Raw genomic sequence first — 25,521 nt, 5'->3', positions numbered from 1 at the left:
TAAAGCGGATGGAGGTCGGGATCAGGAGGTTACTCCCGACAGCGTCGCGGAATCCTGTAAAAATATGCGATTGCCTTCCACTGGGCGGGCGAGTACGACACCGGGCAGGGCGAGCCGCGGGTCGTGGCGGTCGAGGCCGTCTTCGATGCGGGCGCTGAGGTAAAGCCCCAGATCGTGCTCTTCGAGGGCGTCGTAGTGCTCGCGCAGCATGCGCATCCGAAGTTCGGCGCCGTACCTGCCAAGGACGATCCATAGGTCGACAATGGCCGCGACCGTTGCCGCGGTGTCTTCCAGGTTGCTCCACAGGGAAATACGCTGGACGTGCAGGTGCAGGTTGGCTGGCTTGCGCCCGATCTCGCCGGCCAGCAGTGCGCCTGTGGCCGGCGAGCGCCAGCGGGACGCGATCCGCAGCGTCCGGACGGGCAGGCCGAAGACGGCCGGCGGTGCTGGACGGCGGATGCGTTCCGGGTTGGACGGATCGGTGACAAACAGCTTCACTGGGTCAGCGTCGAGATGATGTCGATCATGAATTCCACGTCCTCGTGCTGAACAGCTTGCCAGCTACGGGCTCCGAGGGCTTCGAGGATACCGCGGCCCTTGTCGGTGTCGTGCATGGAAAGAAGCAGTTGCGTGATCTGTTCGGCATGGGGAGACAAAGCGGGGCCGATCAGGAAGACGTGATGGATTACGTGCACCTGGCTGGTGACGAGCACGCGCAGGTCGCGGCGCACGATGGACGACAGGGCCTCGAAGGCTTCGACCGGCAGGAAGCCGACATCGGCTTCGCCGCGGAGGATCTCGCGGGCGACCTGGATGTAGGTTTCGCGGCGGTGCTCGACGGTGTTGGCTGCGTTCAGATCGGCGGGTTCGAGGAGGATCCGGCCGACGGTGTTGACGCTCGGGTCATCGCTGCACGCGACGCGGGCTCCGGGCTTGAGATCGGGGATCTCCTTGAAAGGGCTCTCGGCGGCGGTGATGACGACCATCTCGTCAGGCTGCCCTTCGGGCCGGGCGATTGCACGGAAGCCTTTCTCGCGCACCAGCAGGGAGGCGTCGAAGGGGTTGGCGTAGATGATGTCCACCTTGCCCTCGGCGATCGCGGCGCGCTGGGTGCCGAAGCTGTCGTAGAGCTCGAGATGGATCGGCAGGGACAGCGCGCGTTGCAGCCAGGTGTTGAAGATGTACCAGTCGGAAATGCGCTCGTTGGGGAAGCTGGGGCTAACCGAGAAATTGAAGGTCATGATCAGTTCATGCTCCGGTACTGGGCTTCTGCGGCGAGAATCTTTTCTTGCGAGGCCTCCCGCCGGACCGAGGTGAAACCGACGATTTCGCCGTTGCGCACATTGGGAACCACCGTGGCGTACACCCAGTAGTGGCCGCCGTCCTTACGCAGATTCTTGACGTAGCCGTGCCACTGGCGCCCGGCCTGGACTGTCTTCCACAGGTCAGCGAAGGCGGCCGCGGGCATGTCAGGATGCCGTAGGATGCAATGGGGCTGGCCGATCAGTTCGGCTTCGGTGTAGCCGGACATGTCAACGAAGGATTTATTGCACTGGGTGATGACGCCCGACGTGTCCGTCCGGGAGACGATCAGCTTGCCATGGGGATAGGGCGTTTCGACTGACGTGACAAATACCCGCCGACAGGTGCCATCGGCAAACGTCAGCGTATGTTCGACTGCTTCGCCCGGAACCTGGGCGCGATCCATATCCTTCACTACCAGCCCTCCCGATTATCCGAGGATCCGGCCGATCGCGTCGGCGGCGCGGCGGACGTCCAGGAAGACCAGGCCCAGCTTGGCGTTCGGCTTGGCCATCACGGTGAGCACGGCATCGGCACCGGCCTGAACCATCAGGACATAACCCTTTTCACCCTTGATGAGCACCTGGTCGAGGGTGCCGCGGGCGAGTTCGCGGGCGGTACGGTCGCCGAGGGAGAGCATCGCGGCACTCATCGCGCCGACCCGGTCTTCGTCAACGGTGTTGGGGAGCAGGGCGGCCATCATCAGACCGTCGGAGGAGATGATGGCGGAGGCCTCGATGTCCGCGGAGGTGCCGTTCAGGTCATTGAGAACCGTTTGGAGCATGTTTGAGCGCATCGTGGTATACCTTCAAGAAAAAAGCGTTAATGTTGTCGGGAAGAGCGAACCCGGCATGCCTGGGCGCATGGTACCGCAATGCAGGGTATCGCCTCGTTTAAGACGTTATTTTGAGTTGTCATTATTTCACAATTCGCCGGTGATTCTCCGGGCGGGAGTGAGACGGGTTGTGACGTTGTTATCGGGTCGGGGTGCATAGCAGGTTAAAATCCGGCCTGGATTGTCCTAGGAAGCTGGAGTCGTAAGATGGATTTTGACAAGGAACTGGATGCACGCGGCCTGAACTGCCCCTTACCCATTTTGCGCGCCAAGAAAGCGCTCGCAGAAATGCAGGCGGCACAGGTTCTGCGGGTTGTGGCAACCGATCCCGGTTCGGTGAAGGACTTCGCGGCATTTGCCAAGCAGACCGGTAACGAGCTGATCGGCCAGAGTGAGTTGCCGGATAACGCCTACGAGTTTTTCCTGCGCCGCAAGTAAGTAAGGCTGACGCGGATCTCGCGGTAACACAAAAAAATGGCCACGCAGTTGCGTGGCCATTTTGCTTGCCGAAGCCTTCGTCAGGCTTGCGGTAGTTTGGCCAACTGCGGGCGCAGTTTCTCGAGCGTCGCGGTGAAGCCGGCCAGGCGTTCCTTCTCCTGGGCGACGACGGCCGCCGGTGCGCGGGCGACGAAGCTCTCGTTGGCCAGCTTGGCGTTGGCCTTGACGATCTCGCCTTCGATGCGGGCGATCTCCTTCGACAGGCGCTCGCGCTCGGCGGCGATGTCGATCTCCACCTTCAGCATCAGACGCTGCTCGCCAACGATGGCCACCGGGGCGAGTTCGTCACCGCTGATCTCGTCGACCACCTGCACTTCGGAGAGCTTGGCGAGGCCGGCGATGTAGGGCGCGAACTTGCGCAGGCGATCACCGTTGCCGCTCGCCACCAGCGGCATGCGCTGGGCCGGGGAGATGTTCATCTCGCCACGCAGGTTGCGGCAGGCGTAGATGAGGCCCTTGAGCTCGGCCACGTCGGCTTCGCTCTTCTCGTCGCATCGGCCCAGGTCGGCCTGCGGGTAGCGGGCGAGACACAGGCTGTCCACGTCCTTGCGGCCGGCGAGGGGGGCGACGGTCTGCCACAGCTCTTCGGTGACGAAGGGAATCAGCGGGTGGGCGAGGCGCAGGATCGTCTCGAGCACGCGGATCAGCGTGCGGCGGGTGCCACGCTGCTGGGCTTCGTTGCCGGTGTTGATCTGGACCTTGGCAAGCTCGAGATACCAGTCACAGTACTCGTCCCAGACGAATTCATAGATGGTCTTGGAGACGAGGTCGAAGCGGTAGTCGGCGAAGAGTTCCTCGATCTCCTTCTCGACGCGCTGCAGGCGGCTGACGATCCAGCGGTCGGCGAAGGAGAAGTCGAGCGGGCCGTTGCCACCGCAGCTGGGGCCGTCCTGCTTGTGCTCGAGGCCCAGGTCGTGGCCCTGGACGTTCATCAGCACGAAGCGGGTGGCGTTCCACAGCTTGTTGCAGAAATTGCGGTAGCCCTCGCAACGGCTCATGTCGAACTTGATGTCGCGGCCGGGGCTGGCGAGGCTGGCGAAGGTGAAGCGCAGGGCGTCGGTGCCGAAGGCGGGGATGCCGTCGGGGAACTCCTTGCGGGTCTTCTTCTCGATGCTGGCGGCCTGCTTGGGGTTCATCAGGCCGGTGGTGCGCTTGGCCACCAGCGCATCCACGCCAATGCCGTCGATCAGGTCGATGGGGTCGAGGACGTTGCCCTTCGACTTGGACATCTTGGCGCCTTCGGCGTCGCGGATCAGGCCGTGTACGTAGACGTGCTTGAACGGGATCTTGCCGGTGATGTGCTTGGTCATCATGACCATGCGCGCCACCCAGAAGAAGATGATGTCGAAGCCGGTGACGAGCACCGTGGACGGCAGGTAGAGATCCAGCGCGTCGTTGGACTTGGCCGGGTATTCGGAGGTCCAGTCGAGGGTCGAGAACGGCCACAGGGCGGACGAATACCAGGTGTCGAGCACGTCCGGATCGCGGGTCAGCGGGCCGGGGTAGCCGGCCTTGTCGGCCAGGGCACGGGCTTCTTCTTCGGAATGGGCGACGAAGCACTCGCCGTCGATGCCGTACCACGCCGGAATCTGGTGGCCCCACCACAGTTGACGCGAGATGCACCAGTCCTGGATGTTGTTGAGCCACTGGTTGTAGGTGTTGACCCAGTTGCCGGGGACGAACTCGATCTCGCCGGAGGAGACGACTTCGAGCGCCTTCTCGGTGATCGACTTGCCGTCGGCGCCGGGTTTGCTCATGGCGACGAACCACTGGTCGGTGAGCATCGGCTCGATGACGACGCCGGTACGGTCGCCGCGGGGCACCTGCAGCTTGTGGGGCTTGGTGTCCACCAGCACGCCGGCGGCTTCGAGGTCGGCCACGATCGCCTTGCGGGCGTCGAAGCGGTCGAGGCCCTGGTATTTGGCGGGGGCGTGCTCGTTGATCTTCGCATCGAGCGTGAGGATGCTGATCTGCGGAAGATTGTGGCGCTGGCCGACGGCGTAGTCGTTGAAGTCGTGGGCCGGGGTGACCTTGACGACGCCGGTGCCAAACTCGCGATCCACGTAGTCGTCGGCGATGATCGGGATGTTGCGGTCGCACAGGGGCAGGCGGACGCTCTTGCCGATCAGGTGGGCGTAGCGCTCGTCTTCCGGGTGCACCATCACGGCCACGTCGCCGAGCATGGTTTCGGGACGGGTGGTGGCGACGGTGAGGCCGGTCAGATCACCGATCGGGCCATCCGCGAACGGATAGTTGATGTGCCACATGAAGCCATCTTCTTCTTCCTGGACGACTTCCAGGTCGGAGACGGCGGTGTGCAGCTTCGGATCCCAGTTGACCAGCCGCTTGCCGCGGTAGATCAGGCCTTCGTTGTACAGGCGGACGAAGGTTTCGGTGACGACCTTGTTGAGGCCGGCATCCATCGTGAAGCGCTCGCGCGACCAGTCGGGGCTGGTGCCCATGCGGCGCATCTGGCGGGTGATGGTGCCGCCGGAGTATTCCTTCCACTCCCACACCTTCTCGAGGAACTTCTCGCGGCCGAGGTCGTGGCGGGAGATGCCCTGGGCGTCCAGCTGGCGTTCGACGACGATCTGGGTGGCGATGCCGGCGTGGTCGGTGCCCGGCTGCCACAGGGTGTTCCAGCCGCGCATGCGATGGTAGCGGGTGAGCGCGTCCATGATCGTCTGGTTGAAACCGTGACCCATGTGCAGGGTGCCGGTGACGTTGGGCGGCGGCAGCAGGATGCAGAAGGATTGGTCGGCGGGCTTGCTACGGTCGAGGCCGGCGGCGAAGTAGCCGCTCGACTCCCAGTGCTCATACCAGCGGCGTTCGATCTCCGCCGGCTCGAAACTCTTGGCCAGTTCCATGGGGGCTGTCTTTGAAGGCAAAACGCGGATTATAGCGGATGCGGGCCGCTCGCCCGGCGGCACGACTTGGCGTGCGGAGAGGGATTACAACCCGGAATCGTTATCGAGGGTGTCGGCGATCTCGGCAGAGACGACGGGGAGCAGGGTGGCGCGCAGGTGGGCGGCGGCCTTGTCGCTGATGCGCGCGGCGAGCTCGTCGAGTTCGCGCGAAATGAGCTGGGGCAGCTCGGTGGCGACCCAGTTCTCGATGTGGCGGGCGATGGCGGTGTCGAGGGCGACCAGGCGTTCGGCGAGGTCGTCCGGGAGTGCCGTTTCGGCGGCAATGACCGGCGTCTCGTCGAGCATCTCCGGCTCGCCGATGGCGGGCTCATCGCTGGTGGGTTCAAGGATGATCGGGGCGGCGTCGCCGATGAAGGGCTCGACGCGCTCGTCCACCACGTCGGTGAGCACCGGCAGGTCGTCGTCCTCGGGAGCGACGAAGCTGTCGGGGCGGTGCATCAGGGCGGCCTTCTCGATCAGGACTTCGCCGTCCTCGTCGTCGAGGGGGATTTCGAGTTCGGTCTTGGGATGAGGGGTCATTCGCCGCTCCGTTGGTTCAGATCGTGGGCGCTGAGGGTGTGGCCCTGTTCCTTGTAGCGCCGGAAGCGCCCGCGCGCCGCCTGGCGTTCGGGGTCGCTGGGGCCGACAACCTCGATGACCAGCGAGAAGCGCTCGAAGCCGTCGGGCAGATCGTCGCCGAGGTTGATGAGCACGTCGTCGTCGGGCAGGGCGTCGAGGCGGCTGCCGATGACCACCGGGGTTTCCGCTGCCAGCGGCGAACCGGCCGGCACGTGCGGCACGAAGGCGAGGGGCTGGAAGCTCCACAGCATCTGATCGAAATGCCGGGTGATGTTGCCATCCGGCGCGAAGACCGACACCCGCCGCCCGCCGCCGCTCGCCTTGGCCGTGAGCACGCAGGCCACGCGCAGGCGGTCGGGGGCGTTGTGGTAGAAGCGGACGTCGGTCATGGGGGCTTACTGGCCGGCCCGGCCGATCAGGAACTGGGTGAGCAGCGGAACCGGACGGCCGGTGGCGCCCTTGTCGGCGCCGGATTTCCAGGCGGTGCCGGCGATGTCCAGGTGCGCCCACTTGTAGGCCTTGGTGAAGCGGGCCAGGAAGCACGCGGCGGTGATCGTGCCGGCGCCCTTGCTGCCGATGTTGGGGATGTCGGCGAAATTGCTCTTCAGCATGTCCTGGTATTCGTCCCACAGGGGCAGCTGCCAGGCCTTGTCGCCGGCGGCCTGACCGCTGGCCAGCAGCTCGGCGGCCAGATCGTCGTCGTTGGCGAGCAGGCCCGAGGTGAGGTTGCCCAGGGCGATGATGCAGGCGCCGGTGAGGGTGGCGACGTCGATCACCGCGACCGGATCGAAGCGCTCGGCGTAGGTGAGGGCGTCGCACAGGATCAGCCGGCCTTCGGCGTCAGTGTTGAGCACCTCGATGGTCTGGCCCGACATGGACGTGACGATGTCGCCGGGCTTGGTGGCCGAGCCGCCGGGCATGTTTTCGGTGGTCGGGATGAGGCCGACGACGTTGATCGGCAGCTCCATCTGAGCGATGGCCTTGAAGGTGCCCAGCACGCTGGCGGCGCCGCACATGTCGTACTTCATCTCGTCCATGCCTTCGCCCGGCTTGAGGGAGATGCCGCCGGTGTCGAAGGTGACGCCCTTGCCGACGAGCACGACCGGCTTGTCCTTGGCCTTGCCGCCCTTGTAGTTGAGGACGATGAACTTGGGCGGTTCGTGAGAACCACGGGCCACCGACAGCAGCGATCCCATGCCGAGCTTTTCCATGTCGCCTTTTTCGAGCACCTCGACCTTGATCTTGTGATCCTTGGCGAGCTTGCGGGCGGTGGTGGCAAGGTAGGTGGGCGTGCACACGTTGCCGGGCAGGTTGCCGAGGGTCTTGGCGAGGGCCATGCCTTCGGCGATGGCGGAGCCGCGGTGCAGGGCGGCTTCCAGCGGGGCGGTGTCCTTGGCCTTGGCGATGAAGACGATCTTCTTCACACCTTTCTTCGATTCCTCGCGCTTGGACTTGAGCTCGTCGCAGCGGTAGGTGCTGTCCTTGAGAATCTGCGCGGCCTGGGCGAGACGCCAGGCGAGATCGCGGTGGGGCAGTTCTGCTTCGGTGAGGGCGAACGCGGCGTCGGCGGCCACCGAGCCGGCGAGCTGCTTGGCAGCCGCGCCGACGGCATCGCGGTAGGATTTGTCGGTGAGCTCGTCGGCCTTGCCAAGGCTTACCAGCAGCACGCGGGGTGCGGCCACGCCGGGCAGGTCGTGGAGCATCAGCGTGGCGCCGGCCTTGTCGTCGAGTTCGCCGCGGGCGAGCAGGGCGGTGATGGCGCCGTCGGCAGCCTTGTCGAGGGCCTTGGCGGATGCGGTCAGATCGCTGCCGGCGTACACGCCGACAACGACGCAGTCGCTCTTGAGTTTTTCCGGCGATCCGGCCTTTATGGTAAATTCCACCCGCTTCTCCTTGGAAACACGCGTCATTGGGACATCGCGCCATTATGGCCGGCACCCTGGCGGACGTCAAAACGGCTGTCCGGCAACGCAAGACCCCTTCTCCGCATGATCTTTCTCCGAGCCGCCCAGCGCGAATTCACCCAGAACGCCGTCGCGGTTTTCGTGGCGCTGTTCGCCATCCTGATTTCCACCGTGCTCATCCGCCTGCTTGGTCAGGCCGCGGGTGGTCGCGTGCCGGCCGACGCCGTGCTGGCGCTGATCGGTTTCGGCGCGGTTGCGCAGATGCCGGTGGTGCTGTCGCTCACGATCTTCATCGCCGTGCTGATGACGCTTTCCCGCTGGTATCGGGATTCCGAAATGGTCGTGTGGTTCTCCAGCGGTCTGCCGCTCACCGCGTGGGTGCGGCCGGTGCTGCGCTTTGCGCTGCCGGTGGTCGTGCTGATCGCCGCGCTGTCGCTCTTCGTGGCGCCCTGGGCCCAGAAGAAGAGCGTGGAATATAAAGAGCAGCTCAGCAACCGCGACGATGTCTCGCGGGTTGCGCCAGGTCTGTTCCGCGAATCCTCTGGCGGTGAGCGGGTGTTTTTCGTCGAGGCGCTGTCGGGCGAGGAAGGCCGTGCCCGCAACGTGTTCGCCAGCAGCATGCAGAACGGCCGGCTCGGCGTGATGGTCGCGTCGGAAGGCCACACCGAAGTGGATGCGACCGGCAACCGCTATGTGGTGCTCGAGCGTGGCCGGCGCTACGAAGGCACGCCCGGCACGCCGAGTTATCGGGTGATGGAGTTCGAGCGGTATCAGATCCTGATGGAATCCAGGGAGGCGCAGTCGGCGCCCCGTCAGCCCAAGACCCTCGCCTTGCCGGCGCTCATCAAGAGCGCAGATGACCGCAGCCGCGGTGAACTGCTGGCTCGGATCAGCACGCCGGTACTGGCGATCATGCTGTCGCTGCTGGCGATCCCCCTTTCCTTCGTCAATCCCCGTGCCGGGCGGACCAACAACCTGATCCTCGCGGTGCTCGTCTATCTGATCTACAGCAACGCGGTGAGCGTCTGCCAGGCCTGGGTGGGGCAGGGGCGCCTGCGCTTCGATGTGGGGCTTTGGATTCCCCACCTGGCGATGCTGGGTGTGCTGGCCATCCTGTTCTACCGGCGGATCAGCGTATTTGCGCGCTGGCGGAGGCGCTGATGATTCCTGTTTATATCCGCTATCTGAGCCGCGAGATCTACGCGGCGGTGTTCCTTGTCCTGCTGGCGTTCCTCGGGCTGTTTGCGTTCTTCGATCTCGTCAACGAGCTCGACGAGATCGGCAAGGGCGGCTACATGCTTCATCACGCGGCGATTTACGTCGCGATGATCATGCCCGGTCGGGTCTATGAGCTGATGCCCATCGCGGTGCTGATCGGTACGCTCTACGCGCTGACGACCCTCGCCCGGCATTCCGAGATCACCGTGTTGCGGGCCTCTGGCCTGTCCACTCGGCGCTTCCTGCTTGGCCTGCTGTCGATTGGCAGTGTGTTCGTGGTGATCACCTTCATTTTTGGCGAGTACCTCGCTCCGCCGGCCGAGCGCGCGGCCCAGCAGTGGCGACTGGCGGCAACCCGCTCGATGGTCTCGCAGGAGCTGCGCACCGGCCTGTGGGTTCGCGACGGCCGACGCTTCGTCAACGTGCGCAACGTGCTGCCGGACACCACGCTGCAGGGTGTGCGTCTGTATGAATTCGACGACCGGGCGGTGCTGCTTTCGATCAGCGAGGCCGAGAAGGGTGTCTACGACGAAAGTACCGGCTGGAGTCTCACCAACGTGGCGCAGACCCGCTTCCTCCCTGATCGGACCGAAACCGGAAAGCTCGACAGTCTGCTCTGGAAATCCGAACTGACCCCGGATGTGCTGTCGGTGCTGATGGTGGTGCCGGAGCGGATGTCGGTCGAGACCTTGTATTCCTATATCCGTCACCTGGAAGAGAACAATCAGCGCACCACGCGCTACGAGATCGCCCTCTGGAAGAAACTCGCCTACCCGTTTGCAGCGCTGGTGATGATGGGGTTGGCGCTACCCTTCGGCTACATGCAGACGCGCATGGGCGGGGTGAGCCTGCGGGTGTTCTCGGGGATCATGATCGGGGTCGGTTTTCATCTGCTGAACGGCCTGTTCTCGAACCTGGGCGTGATCAACGGATGGGTGCCGGCCGTCGCGGCGCTGACGCCCAGCATCACTTTTCTGCTCGCTGCAGCGGTGATGATGTGGTGGGTGGAGCGCCGCTGAGCGCTCCGTTTATCCGAATTATTGCGGGGTTGTCAGCAGGACGATCCGGGTGCCGGCAAGGCGATCGTGCAGGAACTGGCGGTCCCGGTCGAGCAGCGCCCAGATCAGGCCTACGCCAAGAAAACACACCGATGGCCACGCCAGCACATAGCGCAGTGCAGCCTGGCCCGTGGTGACGGGCTTGCCATCCAGGTCGACGATCCTCAGTTTCCACGTCTGCATCGCCAGCGTCTGGCCGCCCCTGCGCCAGTACCACAGGTAATACCCACCCAGTACCACGAAGACGTACGCCCACAGGAAGCCGCCTTCCGGGGTGTAGTTGGTCCCAACCCCCAGGATGAGCAGCGGTACCATGAAGGTGAGCGCCAGCACGCCGAGGAGGAGCAGGCTTTCATAAAGCATGCTGGCTAGTCGGCGGCGAATGCCGGCCAGTTCGGCAGATTGCCGCGCAGACGGCCTGGCCGTAGGCTTTGTTTGCATTGGGGGCATTGGTTGGATCAGGGTTTTGCCGACGGGCCGACGGCCGGTGCGGCGGATGCGGTGACGGGGGTCTCGATGGCCGCAGGCACGGAGGAGGTGGGTGTCTCTGCAGCCGCCGGTGCGGCGGTTGCTGCGGTCGGCGCTTCGACGACCGGTTTCTTGATGACGATCCTGGGCACGGCCGGGCGTGGCGGCGGCGGAGCGGTCAGCGGCTTGATGGGAGGCGCGCCTATCTTTGGAATGGCTACCTTGGCTGGCGGCGTCTTGGCGGCTTCCTCAAAGCGCTGCTTCTCTTCGCTGGGCAGATCCTTGTAGGTGTTCCACTTCTGGCGCAGGGCTTCGCGCTGCTCCGGCGGGATCCGTTGCAGGTTGCGGTATTGGTCGCGGGCAACCGCCCGCTGTTCCGGCGTCAGCGAGAACCAGGTTTCCATCCGGCCCTGAAGGCGTGACTGCTCCTCCGGCGTGTAGCCGGGGAAACGCTCGGAAATACCCGCCCACTTGCGCTTGCGCTCGTCAGAGAGTGCGTTCCATTCCTTGGCGAGCGGTGCCAGCGTGCGTTGCTGGTCCGGGCTCAGCTCATTCCAGGACGGCGCCTTCAGGGGCGGGGATGCAAGGGCAGATGTGGAGCACGCAATCGCGAGGATTGCGGTTACTCGGGCGAGTCGTTTTGAACCCATGCGTCGAATCCGCGATCCAGGTAGGCGTCAATGGGAAGATCGTCTGCGAGGAGGGCACTGTCCAGTTCCTCCATCTCGGCAGTGCGCTGCAGCTCGCCAAGGAAGCCGCTACCCACGACAGCCAGAATGATCAGCAGCATCGCAAGGGCAGACCGGCCTTTCGGCGCGATGTAGTTCGAGAACAGGTTGCCGATGCCGGCGAGGCTCAAGCCGCCAACGGCGACCTTCTGCCGGTCGAGCGCTTTCTGGCGGGCCTTGTGAAGACGGCTGGTGATGTCCGGCGAGAGTTCACGCGTGGATGCGTTCAGGTGTTGCCGGATCCGGAACTGAAGGTCGTGTTGATTCATAACGTGATGCCCTTTGCTGCAAGCGCCGCTGCAAGGGTGTGCGTTGCCCGGGAGCAGTGCGTTTTCACGCTGCCCTCGGAGCACCCCATTGCCGCTGCGGTCTCGGCGATATCCATTTCCTCCCAGTAACGCATGAGGAAGGCTTCGCGTTGACGTGGCGGAAGCTTTTCGATTTCTTTTTCTATGACACCCAGGGTCTGGCGTTGTTCGAGTTGCGCCTGGGGCGATTCGCTCTTGTGCTCGCTGTCGGCGGACTCGATGGTTTCGAGCGGATCGTGCTCGTCATCCTCTGGTCCCGAGAAGGCGGACAGGAGAGTTGTCCACAGGCTGCGCACCTTCTGGCGGCGGTAGTAGTCGCGGATGACGTTCTGGAGGATGCGCTGGAAGAGCATCGGCAGCTCTTCGAGGGGCTTGTCGCCGTATTTTTCGGCGAGCTTCATCATCGCGTCCTGGACGATGTCGAGGGCCGATTCTTCGTTGCGCACGGCAAACAGGGCCTGCTTGAAAGCCCGTTTTTCGACGCTCGCGAGAAAATCCGATAGTTCGAGGCGGGAGGGCAGGAGAAAATCCTCTGGAGTCGGGAAAGCGCGCCGCCGGGGCGCAGCAACCGGTAGTGTGCACCGAGGGTGCGGACGCTGTGTTCATTCGTGGAGCACGATGGCGTGCCTTGACCAATTGCTGCCTCGGCGGTATGGTTCGACGTTTTACATTGCCGAGACAGCTTCGGGTGCATAGATGGTATTGACCGGTGCGGAAATTGTAATCAGGTGTCTCCAGGAAGAAAAGGTTGATTATCTTTTCGGTTATCCCGGTGGAGCCGTTCTCTACATCTACGACGAGTTGTTCAAGCAGGACAAGGTTCGCCATGTGCTCGTGCGTCACGAGCAGGCCGCGATCCACGCTGCCGACGGCTATGCCCGCTCCACCGAGAAGGTCGGTGTTGCGCTGGTGACGTCGGGGCCTGGTGCCACCAATGCCGTGACCGGCATTGCCACCGCCTACTGCGACTCGATCCCGCTGGTGATCATCTCCGGTCAGGTGCCCGTGGGCGCCATCGGCCAGGATGCCTTCCAGGAAGTGGATACGGTCGGGATCACCCGTCCGTGCGTGAAGCACAACTTCCTGGTGCGTGACGTGCGCGAGATCGCCGACACCATCAAGAAGGCGTTCTACCTCGCCAAGACCGGTCGCCCCGGCCCGGTGCTGGTCGATATCCCCAAGGACATCACCGCCCAGAAGTGCGAATTCGAATACCCGCAGACGGTCTCGATGCGCTCCTACAACCCCGTCGTCAAGGGGCACCAGGGGCAGATCAAGAAGGCCCTGCAGCTGCTGCTCGAAGCCAAGCGCCCGATGGTCTATGCCGGTGGTGGCGTGGTGCTCGGCAACGCGGCGGACAAGCTCACCGCGCTGGTGCGCAAGCTTGGCCTTCCCTGCACCAACACCCTGATGGGCCTCGGCGGCTATCCGGCCACCGACCGCCAGTATGTGGGCATGCTCGGGATGCACGGCAACTACGAAGCCAACATGGGCATGCACTACTGCGACGTGCTGCTCGCCGTGGGTGCCCGCTTCGACGACCGCGTGATCGGCAGCCCGGCGCACTTCGCGTCAGAGCCCCGCAGGATCATCCACATCGACATCGATCCGTCGTCCATCTCCAAGCGCGTGAAGGTGGATGTGCCCATCGTCGGCGACGTGGGCGAGGTGCTGGGCGAAATGCTCGCCATGCTCGACGCTGGTGCCGAGACCAACGATCAGGAGTCCCTGGGCGTGTGGTGGAAGCAGATCGAGGAGTGGCGTCGTCGCGACTGCCTGAAGTTCAATCAGGGTGAAGAACTCATCAAGCCGCAGTTCGTCATCCAGAAACTGTGGGAAGTCACCGGCGGCGACGCCTTCGTGACGTCCGACGTGGGTCAGCACCAGATGTGGGCTGCCCAGTACTACAAGTTCGACAAGCCGCGTCGCTGGATCAACTCCGGCGGCCTCGGCACCATGGGCTTCGGCCTGCCGGCCGCGATGGGCGTGCAGCTTGCCCATCCGGGCTCGCCCGTCGCCTGTGTGACCGGCGAGGCGTCGATCCAGATGAACATTCAGGAACTCTCGACCTGCAAGCAGTTCCGTCTGCCGATCAAGGTGGTGATGCTGAACAACCGGTATCTCGGGATGGTCCGCCAGTGGCAGGAGATCTTCCACGGCAACCGCTACTCCGAGTCCTACATGAACGCGCTGCCTGACTTCGCCCGACTGGCCGAAGCCTATGGGCACGTGGGCATCCGCGTGGACAAGCCGGGTGACGTGGAAGGCGCGCTGCGCGAGGCTTTCCAGCGCAAGACCGACCTCGTCTTCCTCGACATCCAGGTGGATCAGACCGAAAACGTGTATCCGATGGTCCAGGGCGGCAAGGGCCTGACCGACATGATCCTGTCGGCCGAGGATCTCTGATAACGGCGGGCCGGCCGTGGTGAAGACTTCACGCCACCGGCCCGATCCATCGACTCCGCTCGACGCCCAGTGGCTGCGCGGGCTGATGCAACTGCCTAACACCAAGACTATGCGACACGTCATCTCCCTTGTCATCGAGAATGAATCCGGTGCGCTTTCCCGCGTTTCCGGCCTGTTTTCCGCTCGGGGTTACAATATCGAATCCCTCACGGTGGCCCCCACCGAGGATGCTTCCCTCTCCCGCATGACGATCGTCACCTCCGGTTCGGACGACATCGTCGAGCAGATCACCAAGCAGCTCAACAAGCTGGTTGAAATCGTCAAGGTGGTGGACCTTTCCGAGTCCGCCCACATCGAACGTGAGCTGATGCTCATCAAGGTGCGGGCGACTGGCAAGGACCGGGAGGAAATGAAGCGGCTGGCGGACATCTTCCGCGGGCGCATCATCGACGTGACGGACGCCAGCTACGTCATCGAGCTGACCGGCACCCAGGCCAAGCTCGACTCCTTCGTCAGTGCGATCGAACCGGCCCTGATCCTCGAAACCGTGCGTTCCGGGATCTGCGGCGTCGGTCGTGGCGAGCGGGTATTGAAGGTTTAATGTTCGGGGCGCAGCGAATCCTCGCATCTCGCGTCGCCCCTTGATTTGCTCATCTTCTGTCAGAAAGGCAAGAAATGAAGGTTTTTTACGATAAGGACGCCGACCTCTCCCTGATCAAGGGCAAGCAGGTCACGATCGTTGGTTACGGCTCCCAGGGCCACGCCCACGCCCAGAACCTGAAGGAATCCGGCGTCAATGTGACCGTCGGTCTGCGCAAGGATGGCGCTTCCTGGAACAAGGCTGTGGCCGCTGGTCACAACGTTCAGGAAGTTGCCGAGGCCGTCAAGGTCGCCGACGTCGTCATGATCCTGCTGCCGGATGAATCCCAGCCGGACGTCTACAAGAACGACATCGCCCCGAACATCAAGCAGGGTGCCACCCTGGCCTTCGCCCACGGCTTCAACGTTCACTACAACCAGATCGTGCCGCGTGCCGACCTGGACGTGATCATGGTCGCCCCGAAGGGCCCGGGCCACACCGTCCGCTCCGAATACCTCAAGGGCGGCGGCGTGCCGACCCTGATCGCCGTCTACCAGGACAAGTCCGGCAAGGCCCGCGACATCGCCCTGTCCTACGCTGCTGCCAACGGCGGCACCAAGGGTGGCGTGATCGAGACCAACTTCCGTGAAGAAACCGAGACCGACCTCTTCGGCGAGCAGGCTGTCCTCTGCGGCGGCGCTGTCGAGCTGGTCAAGATGGGCTTCGAGACCCTGACCGAAGCCGGCTACGCTCCGGAAATGGCCTACTTCGAGTGCCTGCACGAGCTGAAGCTGATCGTTGACCTGATGTACGAAGGCGGCATCGCCAACATGAACTACTCCATCTCCAACAACGCGGAGTATGGCGAGTACGTGACCGGCACCGAAGTCATCAACGAGAAGTCCCGCGAAGCCATGCGCAACGCCCTGAAGCGCATCCAGACCGGCGAATACGCCAAGATGTTCATCCTGGAAGGCAAGACCAACTACCCGTCCATGACCGCCCGTCGTCGTCTCAACGCTGCTCACCCGATCGAAGTGGTCGGTGGCCAGCTGCGCGACATGATGCCGTGGATCAAGGCCAACAAGCTGGTCGACCAGTCCAAGAACTGATCTGAGCTGTCTTGATTGACGCGCGGGGGACGAAAGTCCCCCGTGTCGTTTCCGGAGTCCTCCCTGGATTGAAACCCTTTTGGGTGCCATTTCAGGTTCGGCGGATTCTCCTGCGTTACAATTCCGTCCGGTTCCATTCATCGCCCGAATCCATGGCCGATCTGCAATCCCGTAAGCCCTTGCTCAACCCCGAGCGGCGTCGCCGGGGCATCTACATCCTTCCCAACCTGTTCACGACCGCTGCGCTGTTCGCCGGCTTCTATGCCATCGTGCAGGCGATGAACGGGCTCTTCGAGCAGGCGGCGGTGGCGATCTTCATTGCCATGGTCCTGGACGGCCTCGATGGCCGTGTGGCGCGCCTCACCCGAACCCAGAGCGCCTTCGGCGCCGAGTACGACTCCCTTTCCGACATGGTTTCCTTCGGCGCGGCGCCAGCCCTGATCGTCTACGAATGGGCGCTCAAGGGCATGGGCAAGCTGGGCTGGATGGCGGCCTTCATCTACTGCGTCGGCGCGGCCCTGCGGCTAGCCCGCTTCAACACCAACATCGACGTGGTGGACAAGCGCTACTTTCAAGGTCTGCCCAGCCCGGCGGCGGCGGCCCTGGTGGCGGGCCTGGTGTGGGTGATGATCGACAACGGCATCGCCGGCCCCGACATCCGCTGGTACGCCTGCGCGCTGACGATCTTTGCCGGCATCTCGATGGTGAGCAACGTGCTCTTCTACAGCGGCAAGGAGATCAACCTGCGCAAGAGCGTGCCCTTCATCGTCATCATCGCCTTCGTGATCGGTCTGCTGCTGGTTTCCAGCTATCCGCCAGGGGTGCTGTTCGGCCTGTTCCTCTGCTACGCAGCCTCAGGCTACGTGCTCGGTGCCTGGAACCTCCTGAAGGGGCGCAAGCGCAGCGCCGCGGTGGCCGACAAGGCCGACCCCCAGCCCTGATCCGTCGGGATGCGGTGCGCGGCATGCGTGCTGCTCGCCCGACCGTTTTCATTCCAATCCGAATTCCGTCCGGCCCATTGAACGGCCGGGCCATTGCCCAATCAAATTACAGAGACTCGGCAGGAGCCCATCATGAACGACCAGTTGATCATTTTCGATACGACCCTCCGCGACGGCGAGCAGAGCCCTGGCGCGTCGATGACTCGGGATGAAAAGCTGCGGATCGCCCGCCAGCTCGAGCGCATGAAGGTCGACGTGATCGAGGCCGGTTTTGCCGCTGCGTCCAATGGCGACTTCGAAGCCGTCCGCGCGGTGGCCGAGGCGATCAAGGAATCGCGGATCTGTTCGCTGGCCCGGGCCAACGAGAACGACATCCGCCGCGCCGGCGAGGCCATCCGCCCGGCCGCCCAGAGCCGCATCCACACCTTCATCGCCACCAGCCCGATCCACATGGAGAAGAAGCTGCGCATGGCGCCTGACCAGGTGGTCGAGGCAGCAGTCAAGGCGATCAGCTGGGCGCGTGAATACACCGACGACGTGGAGTTCTCGGCCGAAGACGCCGGTCGCTCCGAGATCGACTTCCTGTGCCGCATCTTCGAGGAAGTCATCAAGGCTGGCGCCAAGACGATCAACGTGCCTGATACCGTCGGCTACAACATCCCCGAACAGTTCGCGGCGACCATCCGTACCCTGATCGAGCGCGTGCCGAACTCCGACAAGGTGGTGTGGTCGGTGCATTGCCACAATGACCTGGGTCTCGCGGTGGCCAATTCGCTGGCCGCCGTGCGTGCCGGTGCCCGTCAGGTGGAATGCACCATCAACGGTCTCGGCGAGCGTGCCGGCAATGCCTCTCTCGAAGAGGTGGTGATGGCCGTGCGCACCCGTCGCGACATCTATCAGTGCGACACCCGCATCGACACCACCCACATCGTGCCGGCCTCCAAGCTGGTGTCGGGGATCACCGGCTTCCCGGTGCAGCCGAACAAGGCCATCGTCGGCGCCAACGCCTTTGCCCACGAATCCGGCATCCATCAGGATGGCGTGCTCAAGCATCGCGAAACCTACGAGATCATGCGGGCCGAGGACGTGGGCTGGTCTGCCAACAAGCTGGTGATGGGCAAGCACTCCGGCCGCAATGCCTTCCGCTCCCGTCTGCAGGAGCTCGGCGTGGTGATCGAATCCGAAGAGCAGCTCAACCACGCCTTCGCCCGCTTCAAGGCCCTGGCCGACAAGAAGCACGAGATTTTCGACGAGGATCTGCAGGCGTTGATGAGCGACGAAAGCTCCGAGCCGAAAGAGCACTTCCGTCTGCTCTCCGCGGCCTTCCATTCCGAAACCGGCGAAGAGCCGAGCGCCCGCGTGACCCTGTCGGTGGGCAACAAGGAGGAGAACGTCCAGTCCTCGGGTTCCGGCCCGGTGGATGCGGCCTTCAAGGCGATCGAAGGGATCGCGAAGAGCGGCGCCCAGCTGCTGCTGTATTCGGTCAACGCGATCACCACTGGCACCGATGCCCAGGGCGAGGTGACCGTGCGCCTGTCGAAGGATGGTCGTGTCGTCAATGGTCAGGGCGCCGACACCGATATCATCGTCGCGTCGGCCAAGGCCTATCTCAACGCGCTCAACAAGCTGCAGAGCAACATCGAGCGGGTGAACCCGCAGGTCTGACCTGCGGGTTCGGGTTTCAGGCGTCGCGCTGCGGCGCCTGGGCCAGCCTGGAGGGCGCCGTGGCGCGGGCGTAGAGCATCGCGGCCATGAAGAAGATGACGCTCAGCGCAGCCTCGGCCAGCGCCAGCAGGTTGCCCGGCGGGGCGTCATTGGTGCGGATCACGCCTTCCGTCAGGTAGAGCAGGATCAGCATCGTGCTCCATTGGTAGGTGTAGCGGTTTCCGCGCAGGATGCCGAAGAGCGGCACCATCAGCGGCAGTACCTTGAGGGTCATCCATGAGCCGCCCGGTCGGAGCGGGGCGAGGATCGCTTCCCACGCCAGGCAAAGGGAAATCAGGGCCAGCAGCGAGATGATGGCGATCAGCGAGAGGGTCTTGGGTTTCATTGGGGTGCGAGCTTCAGGGCGGTTTCGGCCAGACGTTTGCCCAGGGCAAAGGCGAGGCGCTTTTCTTCTTCGGTGAGGCGGGTGTTTTCGTCTTTCCCGGCCACGTGGGTGGCGCCGTAGGGCGATCCCCCACTGGCGGTGCCGGTCAGGTCAGGCTCTGAAAAAGGCAGGCCGACGATCACCATGCCGTGGTGCAGAAGCGGTGTCATCATCGATAGCAGCGTGCTTTCCTGACCCCCGTGCTGGCTGGCTGACGAGGTGAATACGCAGGCCGGCTTGCCGGCCAGGGCGCCCGACAGCCACGGGCCCGCCGTGCCATCCAGAAAATACTTCATTGGCGCCGACATGTTGCCGAAGCGCGTGGGGCTGCCCAGCGCCAGACCGATGCATTCCTCCAGATCCGACATCTCCGCATACGGGGCGCCGCGCGCCGGGATGTCGGCCTCGGTGGCCTCACAGACCGCGGAGATGCGTGGTACGGTTCGCAGCCGGGCTGCGGCGCCGGGAACTGAGTCGATGCCGCGCCCGATCACTTCGGCAAGGGCACGCACGGAGCCGCGGTGGCTGTAATAGAGAACGAGGATTTCCTGCATGGTGAGGCCTGTAGAACGGAAGGGCATTATACGTAAATGAATTCCCCCGCTGACTCCCGGCCCGACCCTCAAGCGGAAGTCGCGCCCGCGGGCGACTCGCTTGTGCAGTCCGCGGCGCATCTGCTGCGCGTCATCTGGCAGCGCTTCCAGGATGGGCGCTGTGCGCAGGTGGCTGGCAGCCTTGCTTTCACCACGCTGCTCTCGCTGGTGCCCTTCATCACCCTGGTCGCGGTGGTGCTCAGCAAGTTTCCCCAGTCGGCGCAGCTGGATGCGGCGCTGCGGGGCTTTCTGCTCGACAATCTGCTACCCGAGAAAGCCGGCAAGGTGATCGCGACCTACGCATTCCAGTTCAGCCAGAAGGCCACCAATCTGACCATCGTTGGCGCACTGGTGTTGGTCATCACGGCGGTGATGCTCATGCGGACGATCGACACGGTCATCAACCAGATCTGGATGGTGCGCAGTCGCCGTCCGTGGGCGACGCGCCTCGCGGCTTACTGGGTGGCCCTGTCGTTCGGTCCCCTGCTGCTGGCGGGTGGGGTGTTTCTCGCAACGGCGATGCTGAGCATGTCCCTCGACCTCATGAACGAGCCGGTCTGGCTTGAAGCCGCGCGGCTGCGGGTGGTGTCGGTGACGATTCTTGGGTGCGTGTTCACTGCGCTCTACTACGTGGTGCCCCATTGCAGCGTCAGGTTTTCGGATGCTGCCCTGGCCGGTTTTCTGGCGGCGCTGGCTTTCGTGGTGATGCAGCGGCTCTTTGGTCTGTATCTGAGTCATTTTCCCAGTTACACGCTGGTGTATGGGGCGTTTGCGGTGGTGCCGATCTTCCTGCTGTGGCTCTACCTGTCGTGGATTGTGGTCCTGCTGGGAGCGGTAGTTGCCGCCGTGCTGCCCGAACGTGACGTGCTGCGACGACCACTGCCGGCGTTTCCGGGGCGGCGGGTCTATGTGGCCTTGTTGCTGCTGGTTGAGCTGGCGCTGGCCCAGCGCGCGGGGGCGAGTCGGGATGTGGCCCGGCTGTCGGTGGCCGGCCGGTGTGGTCACGGCGAGATCCAGGAATTGCTCGAGATGCTGGAGGTGGCGGGCATCGTGGCCCGACGCGAGCAGGGCGGATGGCTGCTTGCCCGGGCGGCAGAGGATGTTCGGGCGGGGGAGATCGGTCGCCTGTTTGGCTGGAACAGCCTGATTCAACCGCAGCCCGTCACCACCTCAGTCGGGGCTGCGGTCGATGCCTGCTGGCACGATGTGCTTGCCGCGCTGGACGCGTCGGCGTCCGTCACGCTTGCGACGCTGGCAGCCAGCGGCTGCGGGTGCACTGGGCCGGGTCAGAGCGGGTAGGGGTCGATCTCGTACTGGAACAGCTCGACAGCCGGGGTCTGGATGTCGAGGCTGAGAAGCCGCCCCTGGGCGATATAGAGTCGCTGGACGTCGGAAACAAGCATGAAGCGCCGTGCCGAATAGGTGCCCGCTGGCGCCAGGATCGCCTGCTGGCGCCCCAAGGCCGCCACGGGCGGAAGCACCAGCGCGGGGCGCATGGGGCGTAATTGCTCGGCGTTACGGAAGCCCACCGAAACCGGCTTGGCGGCGTTGCCGATGACCTGCAGGCCTAGCTCGATCTGTTCCGGCGTTTCGGCACGAATCCAGCGCACGATGCACAGCGACCAGGGTTCCTCATCGCTTCGCCGGATGGCAATGGCGATGCCCGGAGTCAGATTGTTGGCCGTCCCGGTCACCTGCATCACGGCATAGCCGGTCGGGCTTTCGTTAACGACCATCCATTCGGAGGCGTAGCGGTTCTGGCGGGCCGTCCCGGGTTCGCGAAGCATCTTCCAGATGGTCTCGAGGCCGCTGCAGACGCTGACGGCGTACTGATTGCGGCGCCGTGCGTGCTCGCGGTGCGGAGGCGATGCCCAGTATTCGCGAACGCGCCGGAGCAGCGTTGCCGTTGCCGAACGGGACAGGCCGGCGGGAAGGTTGGCGGGCTCGGGGCCTTCGCCTTCGAGTTGCTCGATCAGCGAAGTGGTGCGACGGGCGAGTTCTTCGGCCGTGAAATAGATGAGGCCGTCGACGGCCGGCGGGTCGCGGCGGTTGATTGAAACCGGCGGGGCGTCCTGATCGAGATCGATCCACAGCCAGCCGTGCCCTGGATCGCTCGGCACCGAGTGCCGGATCGTCACGTACTTGGCGTTGGCCGAGAGGAATTCGGAAAGCCAGCTGATTTCGGCGCTGGTCAGCCCTTCCGGTTGTGCTGCGACGAAAGCCAGCAGGTATTTGTAGGCCTTGAGGGTTGCCTCGGGAATGCCGCCTGCCTTGGCGTCGGCGGGTGATTCGGCACGACTGCCCTGGAAAAAGCCGTGGGCCCGCTGCCAGAACTCGAAAGGCGCACTGTTGCCGGCCAGGTGGGCGATGGTCAGTTGCTCGCCGAGGATTTCCAGCGCTTTGGCGCTGATGACTTCCGGATTGCGGCGCATCGTCCGGACGAGCCGGTGCTGCACTTCGGCAAGCACTTCGCCATAGCCTGAGGCGACCTTTCCGAGGGCGGCCACGAGCCGGGAGGCAGAGCGGTGGAGACTTACCGAGAGGGGCAGGGTGGCGACGGCAAAGCGCTCGCGATGCATCTTGCTGATCGCCAGCGCACGGGTGTGGAGCAGATCGAGACAGCGATGGAACTGGTTGCGGCTGATCTCCGGGCGACCGAGATCGTCGAGGTGACGGACGAGGGCCGCCAGCTCAAGGTCTGCATCGGCAGTGAGGTCGGTGGCCAGCCAATCGAGGATAGGGGCCGTGCGGTCGGATTTTGGGGAGTCGGCGGCGCTCATTGCCAAGGTTTTCTCGTAACCAGCTTGCTATTGTAATTAAGTTACCAGAAACATGTGGCTGGAATCCGCCTGTCTGCTTGCATTGGGTGCATTCCGCGAATCCGGCTGTCTGTTTCAGCGGGGCTGGCGTTGAGCGCCAAGCTTGTCTTGCGGTTTTTCGCTAGGTGCCTTAATATCCAACGTTTTTCCAATTTCCATCGGATCAGGGATAGTCATGGTTGTCATTCGTCTTGCCCGCAGCGGTTCCAAGAAGCGTCCTTTCTACAACATCGTCGCCGCTGATTCCCGCAATCGCCGCGATGGCCGTTTCATCGAGCGCGTTGGTTTCTACAACCCGGTTGCCTCGGGCGCTGAAAAGGGCCTCGTCGTGAACACCGAGCGCCTGGCCTACTGGCAAGGCAACGGTGCTCAGCTTTCCGACACCGTCGCCCGTCTCGTCAAGCAGTCCGCCAAGGCTGCTGCCTGAGCGTCGGTATCAAACCCAGCCTTCTGAGCGTCGATCAATGATTGTATTGGGGCGAATTGTCGCTCCCTTCGGTGTCAAGGGTTGGGTGCGGGTTCATCCTTTCGGGGATGATCCGCTGTCATGGAAGAAAATGCCCCAATGGTGGCTCGGTACCGATCCTGATGGTTCGGACTGGGTGCCGTACACGTTGACGGGCTGTAAGGAGCATGGCAAGGGCGATCTTGTGGCCGCCTTTGCCGAAGTGCCCGACCGCAACGCTTCGGAAGCCGTCGCGGGTTACTACATCGCAGCCCCGCGGGAGGCGATGCCAAAGCCCGACGAGGACGAATTCTACTGGGGCGATCTGATCGGCCTGGAAGTGCGCAACGCCGCTGGCGTCGTTCTTGGCAAGGTGACTGGCTTGCTGTCCACGGGCGCGCACGATGTGCTGCAGATTCAGGATGGCGATACCGAGCGCCTGATTCCCTTCGTCGCGAGCTATGTCGGCAAGGTGGATGTTGCTGCTGGCGTGATTTCGGTGGAGTGGGAAGCGGATTGGTGATGCCGGCTTCTGGTCGCAGGGCCTTTGACGTCATCACGCTGTTTCCTGAAATGTTTTCGGCGCTGTCCGGATTCGGGATCACCGGGCGTGCCCGGGAGCGTGGGCTCTACGAGCTCAACTGCTGGAATCCCCGGGATTTTGCCGAAGACCGTTACCGTACTGTGGATGATCGCCCTTATGGCGGTGGCCCCGGAATGGTGATGCTGCCCGGTCCGCTCGAGAAGGCGATCGTCGCCGCCAAGGCGCGTCAGCAGGCTTCGGTCGGCAGTGCAGGTCGGGTGATCTACCTGTCGCCCCAAGGGCGCCGTCTGGATCACGCGCGTGTGCTCGAGCTTGTGGCCGAGCCGGCCGTGGTGCTGTTGTGCGGCCGCTATGAAGGTGTTGATCAGCGTTTGATTGAACGCTGCGTCGACGAAGAGATTTCGCTGGGTGACTTCGTGCTTTCGGGCGGGGAGTTGCCGGCAATGGTATTGCTCGACTCGATGATCCGGCAATTGCCGGGCGCATTGAACGACGAGGATTCGGCGGTGGAGGATTCCTTCGTCGATGGTCTGCTGGATTGCCCGCACTACACCCGCCCGGTGCTCTACGAGGACATGGCGGTGCCGGACGTGCTGCTGTCTGGTAATCACGCCGAGATCCGGCGCTGGCGGCTCCAGCAGTCCCTCGGCCGCACCGAACAGCGGCGGCCGGATCTGCTGGAAGGTCGTGCGTTGAGCAAGGAAGAATTCCGTCTGCTGGAAGCTTTCCGGCGGGCAGAAGCGAAACCGGCGGATTAGTCTTCCGGTTTCATAAAAAAGGCGTGTACCAGGTGGCGACCTGCTCTGCACGAAGGGCCAAAGGCCTCATCATTGATTGGAGTTACGCATGAACCTCATTCAGCAACTGGAACAAGAAGAAATCACCCGCCTGACCCAGAGCAAGACCGTTCCCGATTTCGCCCCCGGCGACACCGTGATCGTTCAGGTGAAGGTCAAGGAAGGTAACCGTGAGCGTCTGCAGGCTTACGAAGGCGTCGTCATCGCCAAGCGTAACCGCGGCCTCAATTCCGCTTTCATCGTACGCAAGATTTCCTCCGGTGAAGGCGTGGAGCGTACGTTCCAGACCTACTCCCCGCTGGTCGCCAGCATCGAAGTGAAGCGTCGTGGTGACGTGCGTCGTGCCAAGCTGTACTACCTCCGCAGCCGCTCCGGCAAGTCCGCGCGGATCAAGGAAAAGCTCGATCACAAGTCCTTCGCTGCGAAGGCTGCTGCTGCCAAGGCTTCTGCCTGATCTTCAGCGGGACAAAAAACGGCACCTTCGGGTGCCGTTTTTTTTCGTCCTGCTCCGCCGTTGCCGGCAGAGGAGGGGGCGTTACTGTGCGCGCTTGTCGTGCTCGATGAGCGCGTAGGCCGAGTGATTGTGGATGGATTCGAAGTTCTCGGATTCGACCACGTAAGCATCGATGCGGGGCTCGCGGTTGAGGCAGCCGGCCACATCGCGCACCATGTCCTCAACGAACTTGGGGTTGTCGTAGGCGCGCTCGGTGACGTACTTCTCGTCGGGGCGCTTGAGCAGGCCGTAAAGCTCGCAGGAGGCCTGGCCTTCGACCAGCTGGACGAGTTCCTCGATCCACAGGTGATCGTTGGTGGTGGTGGTGACGGTGACGTGGGAGCGCTGGTTGTGGGCGCCGTACTCGGAGATCTTCTTCGAGCAGGGGCACAGGCTGGTCACCGGCACGACGATCTTCATCGTGAACTCATAGACGCCGCCTTCGCGGATCTCGCCGATGAAGGTGACTTCGTAGTCCATCAGACTCTGCACGCCGGAAACCGGGGCGGCCTTGTTGATGAAGTAAGGGAAGGTCATCTCCACGTGGCCGGTCTCGGCCTCGAGCTTGTGGACCATCTCGCGCAGCATGGGCTCGAAGGATTCGACCGAAATCTCCCGTTCGTGGCTGTTGAGGATCTCCACGAAGCGGGACATGTGGGTGCCCTTGAAGTTGTGGGGCAGGCCGACGTACATGTTGAACATCGCGATGGTGTGCTGCACGCCGCCGTTCTTGTCCATCACCTTGATGGGGTGAAGGATGGACTTGATGCCCACCTTGTTGATGGCGAGCTGGCGGGAATCCGCGGAGTTCTGGACGTCCGGGATGGCGGTTGGGGTCTGGGTCGTCATGGCTGTTCTCTATGGTCTCGCGGGAATCTGTGTTCCCAACGATTTGATC

Annotated in this window: 29 protein-coding genes; 13 read left to right on the top strand and 16 right to left on the bottom strand. The window is 63.6% G+C overall.

The features are described from left to right. Window positions 1-21: 21 nt before the first annotated feature. From GH681_RS11900 to GH681_RS11885, 4 genes are read right to left on the bottom strand one after another with little or no spacing between them, the layout of a single operon-like run. Window positions 22-498, bottom strand: a complete 477-nt coding sequence (locus tag GH681_RS11900; RefSeq protein ID WP_153161696.1) for a hypothetical protein — start codon at window positions 496-498, stop codon at window positions 22-24. After that, window positions 495-1,241 (bottom strand): phosphate/phosphite/phosphonate ABC transporter substrate-binding protein, encoded by a 747-nt coding sequence (locus GH681_RS11895; protein WP_153161695.1) that lies wholly within the window; start codon window positions 1,239-1,241, stop codon window positions 495-497. The genes GH681_RS11900 and GH681_RS11895 overlap by 4 nt, the downstream gene beginning before the upstream one ends. A 2-nt stretch (window positions 1,242-1,243) precedes the next feature. Beyond that, complete coding sequence (locus GH681_RS11890; protein ID WP_153161803.1) at window positions 1,244-1,708, bottom strand: PAS domain-containing protein; 465 nt, start codon at window positions 1,706-1,708, stop codon at window positions 1,244-1,246. Between the two features lie 24 nt (window positions 1,709-1,732). Beyond that, on the bottom strand, window positions 1,733-2,086 hold the full coding sequence (locus tag GH681_RS11885; protein WP_228111886.1) for a roadblock/LC7 domain-containing protein: 354 nt from the start codon (window positions 2,084-2,086) through the stop codon (window positions 1,733-1,735). Window positions 2,087-2,344: 258 nt separating this feature from the next. Between GH681_RS11885 and GH681_RS11880 the strand changes: the two genes are divergently transcribed. Next, complete coding sequence (locus GH681_RS11880; RefSeq protein WP_153161693.1) at window positions 2,345-2,575, top strand: sulfurtransferase TusA family protein; 231 nt, start codon at window positions 2,345-2,347, stop codon at window positions 2,573-2,575. Window positions 2,576-2,655: 80 nt separating this feature from the next. On the opposite strand, the gene GH681_RS11875 is transcribed toward GH681_RS11880, so the two are convergent. From GH681_RS11875 to GH681_RS11860, 4 genes are all read right to left on the bottom strand, one after another. Continuing rightward, window positions 2,656-5,502, bottom strand: coding sequence for a valine--tRNA ligase (locus tag GH681_RS11875; protein WP_153161692.1), 2,847 nt, complete (start codon window positions 5,500-5,502; stop codon window positions 2,656-2,658). 84 nt (window positions 5,503-5,586) lie between these two features. Further along, complete coding sequence (locus GH681_RS11870) at window positions 5,587-6,081, bottom strand: hypothetical protein (RefSeq protein WP_153161691.1); 495 nt, start codon at window positions 6,079-6,081, stop codon at window positions 5,587-5,589. Then, window positions 6,078-6,509, bottom strand: coding sequence for a DNA polymerase III subunit chi (locus GH681_RS11865; RefSeq protein ID WP_153161690.1), 432 nt, complete (start codon window positions 6,507-6,509; stop codon window positions 6,078-6,080). Before GH681_RS11865 ends, GH681_RS11870 begins: the two co-directional genes overlap by 4 nt. A 6-nt stretch (window positions 6,510-6,515) precedes the next feature. After that, the gene (locus tag GH681_RS11860) at window positions 6,516-8,003 is read right to left on the bottom strand and encodes a leucyl aminopeptidase (protein ID WP_153161689.1); all 1,488 of its coding nucleotides are present in this window, start codon (window positions 8,001-8,003) and stop codon (window positions 6,516-6,518) included. Between the two features lie 105 nt (window positions 8,004-8,108). Here GH681_RS11860 and lptF point away from each other — a divergent pair, with 105 nt between their 5' ends. Both lptF and lptG read left to right on the top strand, forming a co-directional pair. Next, window positions 8,109-9,185 carry an LPS export ABC transporter permease LptF gene (gene lptF, locus GH681_RS11855; RefSeq protein ID WP_153161688.1) on the top strand — a complete coding sequence of 359 codons (1,077 nt, stop codon included), beginning with the start codon at window positions 8,109-8,111 and terminating at the stop codon, window positions 9,183-9,185. Then, on the top strand, window positions 9,185-10,261 hold the full coding sequence (gene lptG / locus GH681_RS11850) for an LPS export ABC transporter permease LptG (protein WP_153161687.1): 1,077 nt from the start codon (window positions 9,185-9,187) through the stop codon (window positions 10,259-10,261). The genes lptF and lptG overlap by 1 nt, the downstream gene beginning before the upstream one ends. 18 nt (window positions 10,262-10,279) lie before the next feature. On the opposite strand, the gene GH681_RS11845 is transcribed toward lptG, so the two are convergent. From GH681_RS11845 to GH681_RS11830, 4 genes are all read right to left on the bottom strand, one after another. After that, window positions 10,280-10,663 carry an RDD family protein gene (locus tag GH681_RS11845; protein WP_367179962.1) on the bottom strand — a complete coding sequence of 128 codons (384 nt, stop codon included), beginning with the start codon at window positions 10,661-10,663 and terminating at the stop codon, window positions 10,280-10,282. Between the two features lie 95 nt (window positions 10,664-10,758). Continuing rightward, on the bottom strand, window positions 10,759-11,418 hold the full coding sequence (locus tag GH681_RS11840) for a DUF3106 domain-containing protein (protein ID WP_153161685.1): 660 nt from the start codon (window positions 11,416-11,418) through the stop codon (window positions 10,759-10,761). Next, on the bottom strand, window positions 11,391-11,765 hold the full coding sequence (locus GH681_RS11835; RefSeq protein ID WP_153161684.1) for a DUF3619 family protein: 375 nt from the start codon (window positions 11,763-11,765) through the stop codon (window positions 11,391-11,393). Before GH681_RS11835 ends, GH681_RS11840 begins: the two co-directional genes overlap by 28 nt. Further along, the gene (locus GH681_RS11830) at window positions 11,762-12,325 is read right to left on the bottom strand and encodes an RNA polymerase sigma factor (protein ID WP_153161683.1); all 564 of its coding nucleotides are present in this window, start codon (window positions 12,323-12,325) and stop codon (window positions 11,762-11,764) included. Before GH681_RS11830 ends, GH681_RS11835 begins: the two co-directional genes overlap by 4 nt. A 175-nt stretch (window positions 12,326-12,500) precedes the next feature. Here GH681_RS11830 and GH681_RS11825 point away from each other — a divergent pair, with 175 nt between their 5' ends. The 5 genes from GH681_RS11825 (at window position 12,501) to GH681_RS11805 (ending at window position 18,508) form a co-directional block, all read left to right on the top strand. Continuing rightward, the gene (locus GH681_RS11825; RefSeq protein ID WP_153161682.1) at window positions 12,501-14,210 is read left to right on the top strand and encodes an acetolactate synthase 3 catalytic subunit; all 1,710 of its coding nucleotides are present in this window, start codon (window positions 12,501-12,503) and stop codon (window positions 14,208-14,210) included. 109 nt (window positions 14,211-14,319) lie between these two features. After that, on the top strand, window positions 14,320-14,811 hold the full coding sequence (gene ilvN, locus GH681_RS11820) for an acetolactate synthase small subunit (protein ID WP_153161802.1): 492 nt from the start codon (window positions 14,320-14,322) through the stop codon (window positions 14,809-14,811). A gap of 74 nt (window positions 14,812-14,885) precedes the next feature. Next, on the top strand, window positions 14,886-15,902 hold the full coding sequence (ilvC, locus tag GH681_RS11815; RefSeq protein WP_153161681.1) for a ketol-acid reductoisomerase: 1,017 nt from the start codon (window positions 14,886-14,888) through the stop codon (window positions 15,900-15,902). A 152-nt stretch (window positions 15,903-16,054) separates the two neighbouring features. Continuing rightward, window positions 16,055-16,843: a CDP-diacylglycerol--serine O-phosphatidyltransferase gene (pssA, locus tag GH681_RS11810; RefSeq protein ID WP_153161680.1), complete on the top strand. Its 789-nt coding sequence runs from the start codon at window positions 16,055-16,057 to the stop codon at window positions 16,841-16,843. Window positions 16,844-16,975: 132 nt separating this feature from the next. Next, entirely contained in the window at window positions 16,976-18,508 is a 1,533-nt protein-coding gene (locus tag GH681_RS11805; RefSeq protein WP_153161679.1) for a 2-isopropylmalate synthase, read from the top strand. A gap of 16 nt (window positions 18,509-18,524) precedes the next feature. Here GH681_RS11805 and GH681_RS11800 read toward each other — a convergent pair whose 3' ends face one another. Beyond that, the gene (locus GH681_RS11800; protein WP_153161678.1) at window positions 18,525-18,893 is read right to left on the bottom strand and encodes a DUF2069 domain-containing protein; all 369 of its coding nucleotides are present in this window, start codon (window positions 18,891-18,893) and stop codon (window positions 18,525-18,527) included. After that, window positions 18,890-19,486 (bottom strand): NAD(P)H:quinone oxidoreductase, encoded by a 597-nt coding sequence (wrbA, locus tag GH681_RS11795; protein ID WP_153161677.1) that lies wholly within the window; start codon window positions 19,484-19,486, stop codon window positions 18,890-18,892. Before wrbA ends, GH681_RS11800 begins: the two co-directional genes overlap by 4 nt. A gap of 36 nt (window positions 19,487-19,522) precedes the next feature. Between wrbA and GH681_RS11790 the strand changes: the two genes are divergently transcribed. After that, window positions 19,523-20,824 (top strand): YihY family inner membrane protein, encoded by a 1,302-nt coding sequence (locus GH681_RS11790; protein WP_153161676.1) that lies wholly within the window; start codon window positions 19,523-19,525, stop codon window positions 20,822-20,824. Here the strand turns inward: GH681_RS11790 and GH681_RS11785 are convergent. Continuing rightward, window positions 20,812-22,305, bottom strand: a complete 1,494-nt coding sequence (locus GH681_RS11785) for a hypothetical protein (protein WP_153161675.1) — start codon at window positions 22,303-22,305, stop codon at window positions 20,812-20,814. The genes GH681_RS11790 and GH681_RS11785 overlap by 13 nt on opposite strands. 214 nt (window positions 22,306-22,519) lie before the next feature. Here GH681_RS11785 and rpsP point away from each other — a divergent pair, with 214 nt between their 5' ends. From rpsP to rplS, 4 genes are all read left to right on the top strand, one after another. Further along, window positions 22,520-22,771, top strand: coding sequence for a 30S ribosomal protein S16 (rpsP, locus tag GH681_RS11780; protein ID WP_153161674.1), 252 nt, complete (start codon window positions 22,520-22,522; stop codon window positions 22,769-22,771). A 37-nt stretch (window positions 22,772-22,808) separates the two neighbouring features. Then, window positions 22,809-23,312 carry a ribosome maturation factor RimM gene (gene rimM, locus GH681_RS11775; RefSeq protein WP_153161673.1) on the top strand — a complete coding sequence of 168 codons (504 nt, stop codon included), beginning with the start codon at window positions 22,809-22,811 and terminating at the stop codon, window positions 23,310-23,312. Then, window positions 23,312-24,091: a tRNA (guanosine(37)-N1)-methyltransferase TrmD gene (gene trmD / locus GH681_RS11770; RefSeq protein ID WP_153161672.1), complete on the top strand. Its 780-nt coding sequence runs from the start codon at window positions 23,312-23,314 to the stop codon at window positions 24,089-24,091. The genes rimM and trmD overlap by 1 nt, the downstream gene beginning before the upstream one ends. Window positions 24,092-24,179: 88 nt before the next feature. Next, entirely contained in the window at window positions 24,180-24,584 is a 405-nt protein-coding gene (rplS, locus tag GH681_RS11765) for a 50S ribosomal protein L19 (protein WP_153161671.1), read from the top strand. A gap of 81 nt (window positions 24,585-24,665) precedes the next feature. Here rplS and folE2 read toward each other — a convergent pair whose 3' ends face one another. After that, window positions 24,666-25,472: a GTP cyclohydrolase FolE2 gene (gene folE2, locus GH681_RS11760; protein WP_153161670.1), complete on the bottom strand. Its 807-nt coding sequence runs from the start codon at window positions 25,470-25,472 to the stop codon at window positions 24,666-24,668. Window positions 25,473-25,521 lie beyond the last annotated feature (49 nt).

This window comes from Zoogloea sp. 1C4, assembly GCF_009469605.1.
Classification (GTDB): domain Bacteria; phylum Pseudomonadota; class Gammaproteobacteria; order Burkholderiales; family Rhodocyclaceae; genus Zoogloea; species Zoogloea oryzae.
Note: the sequence above shows the minus strand (reverse complement) of the source record. Positions and strands in the feature narration are given on the sequence as shown.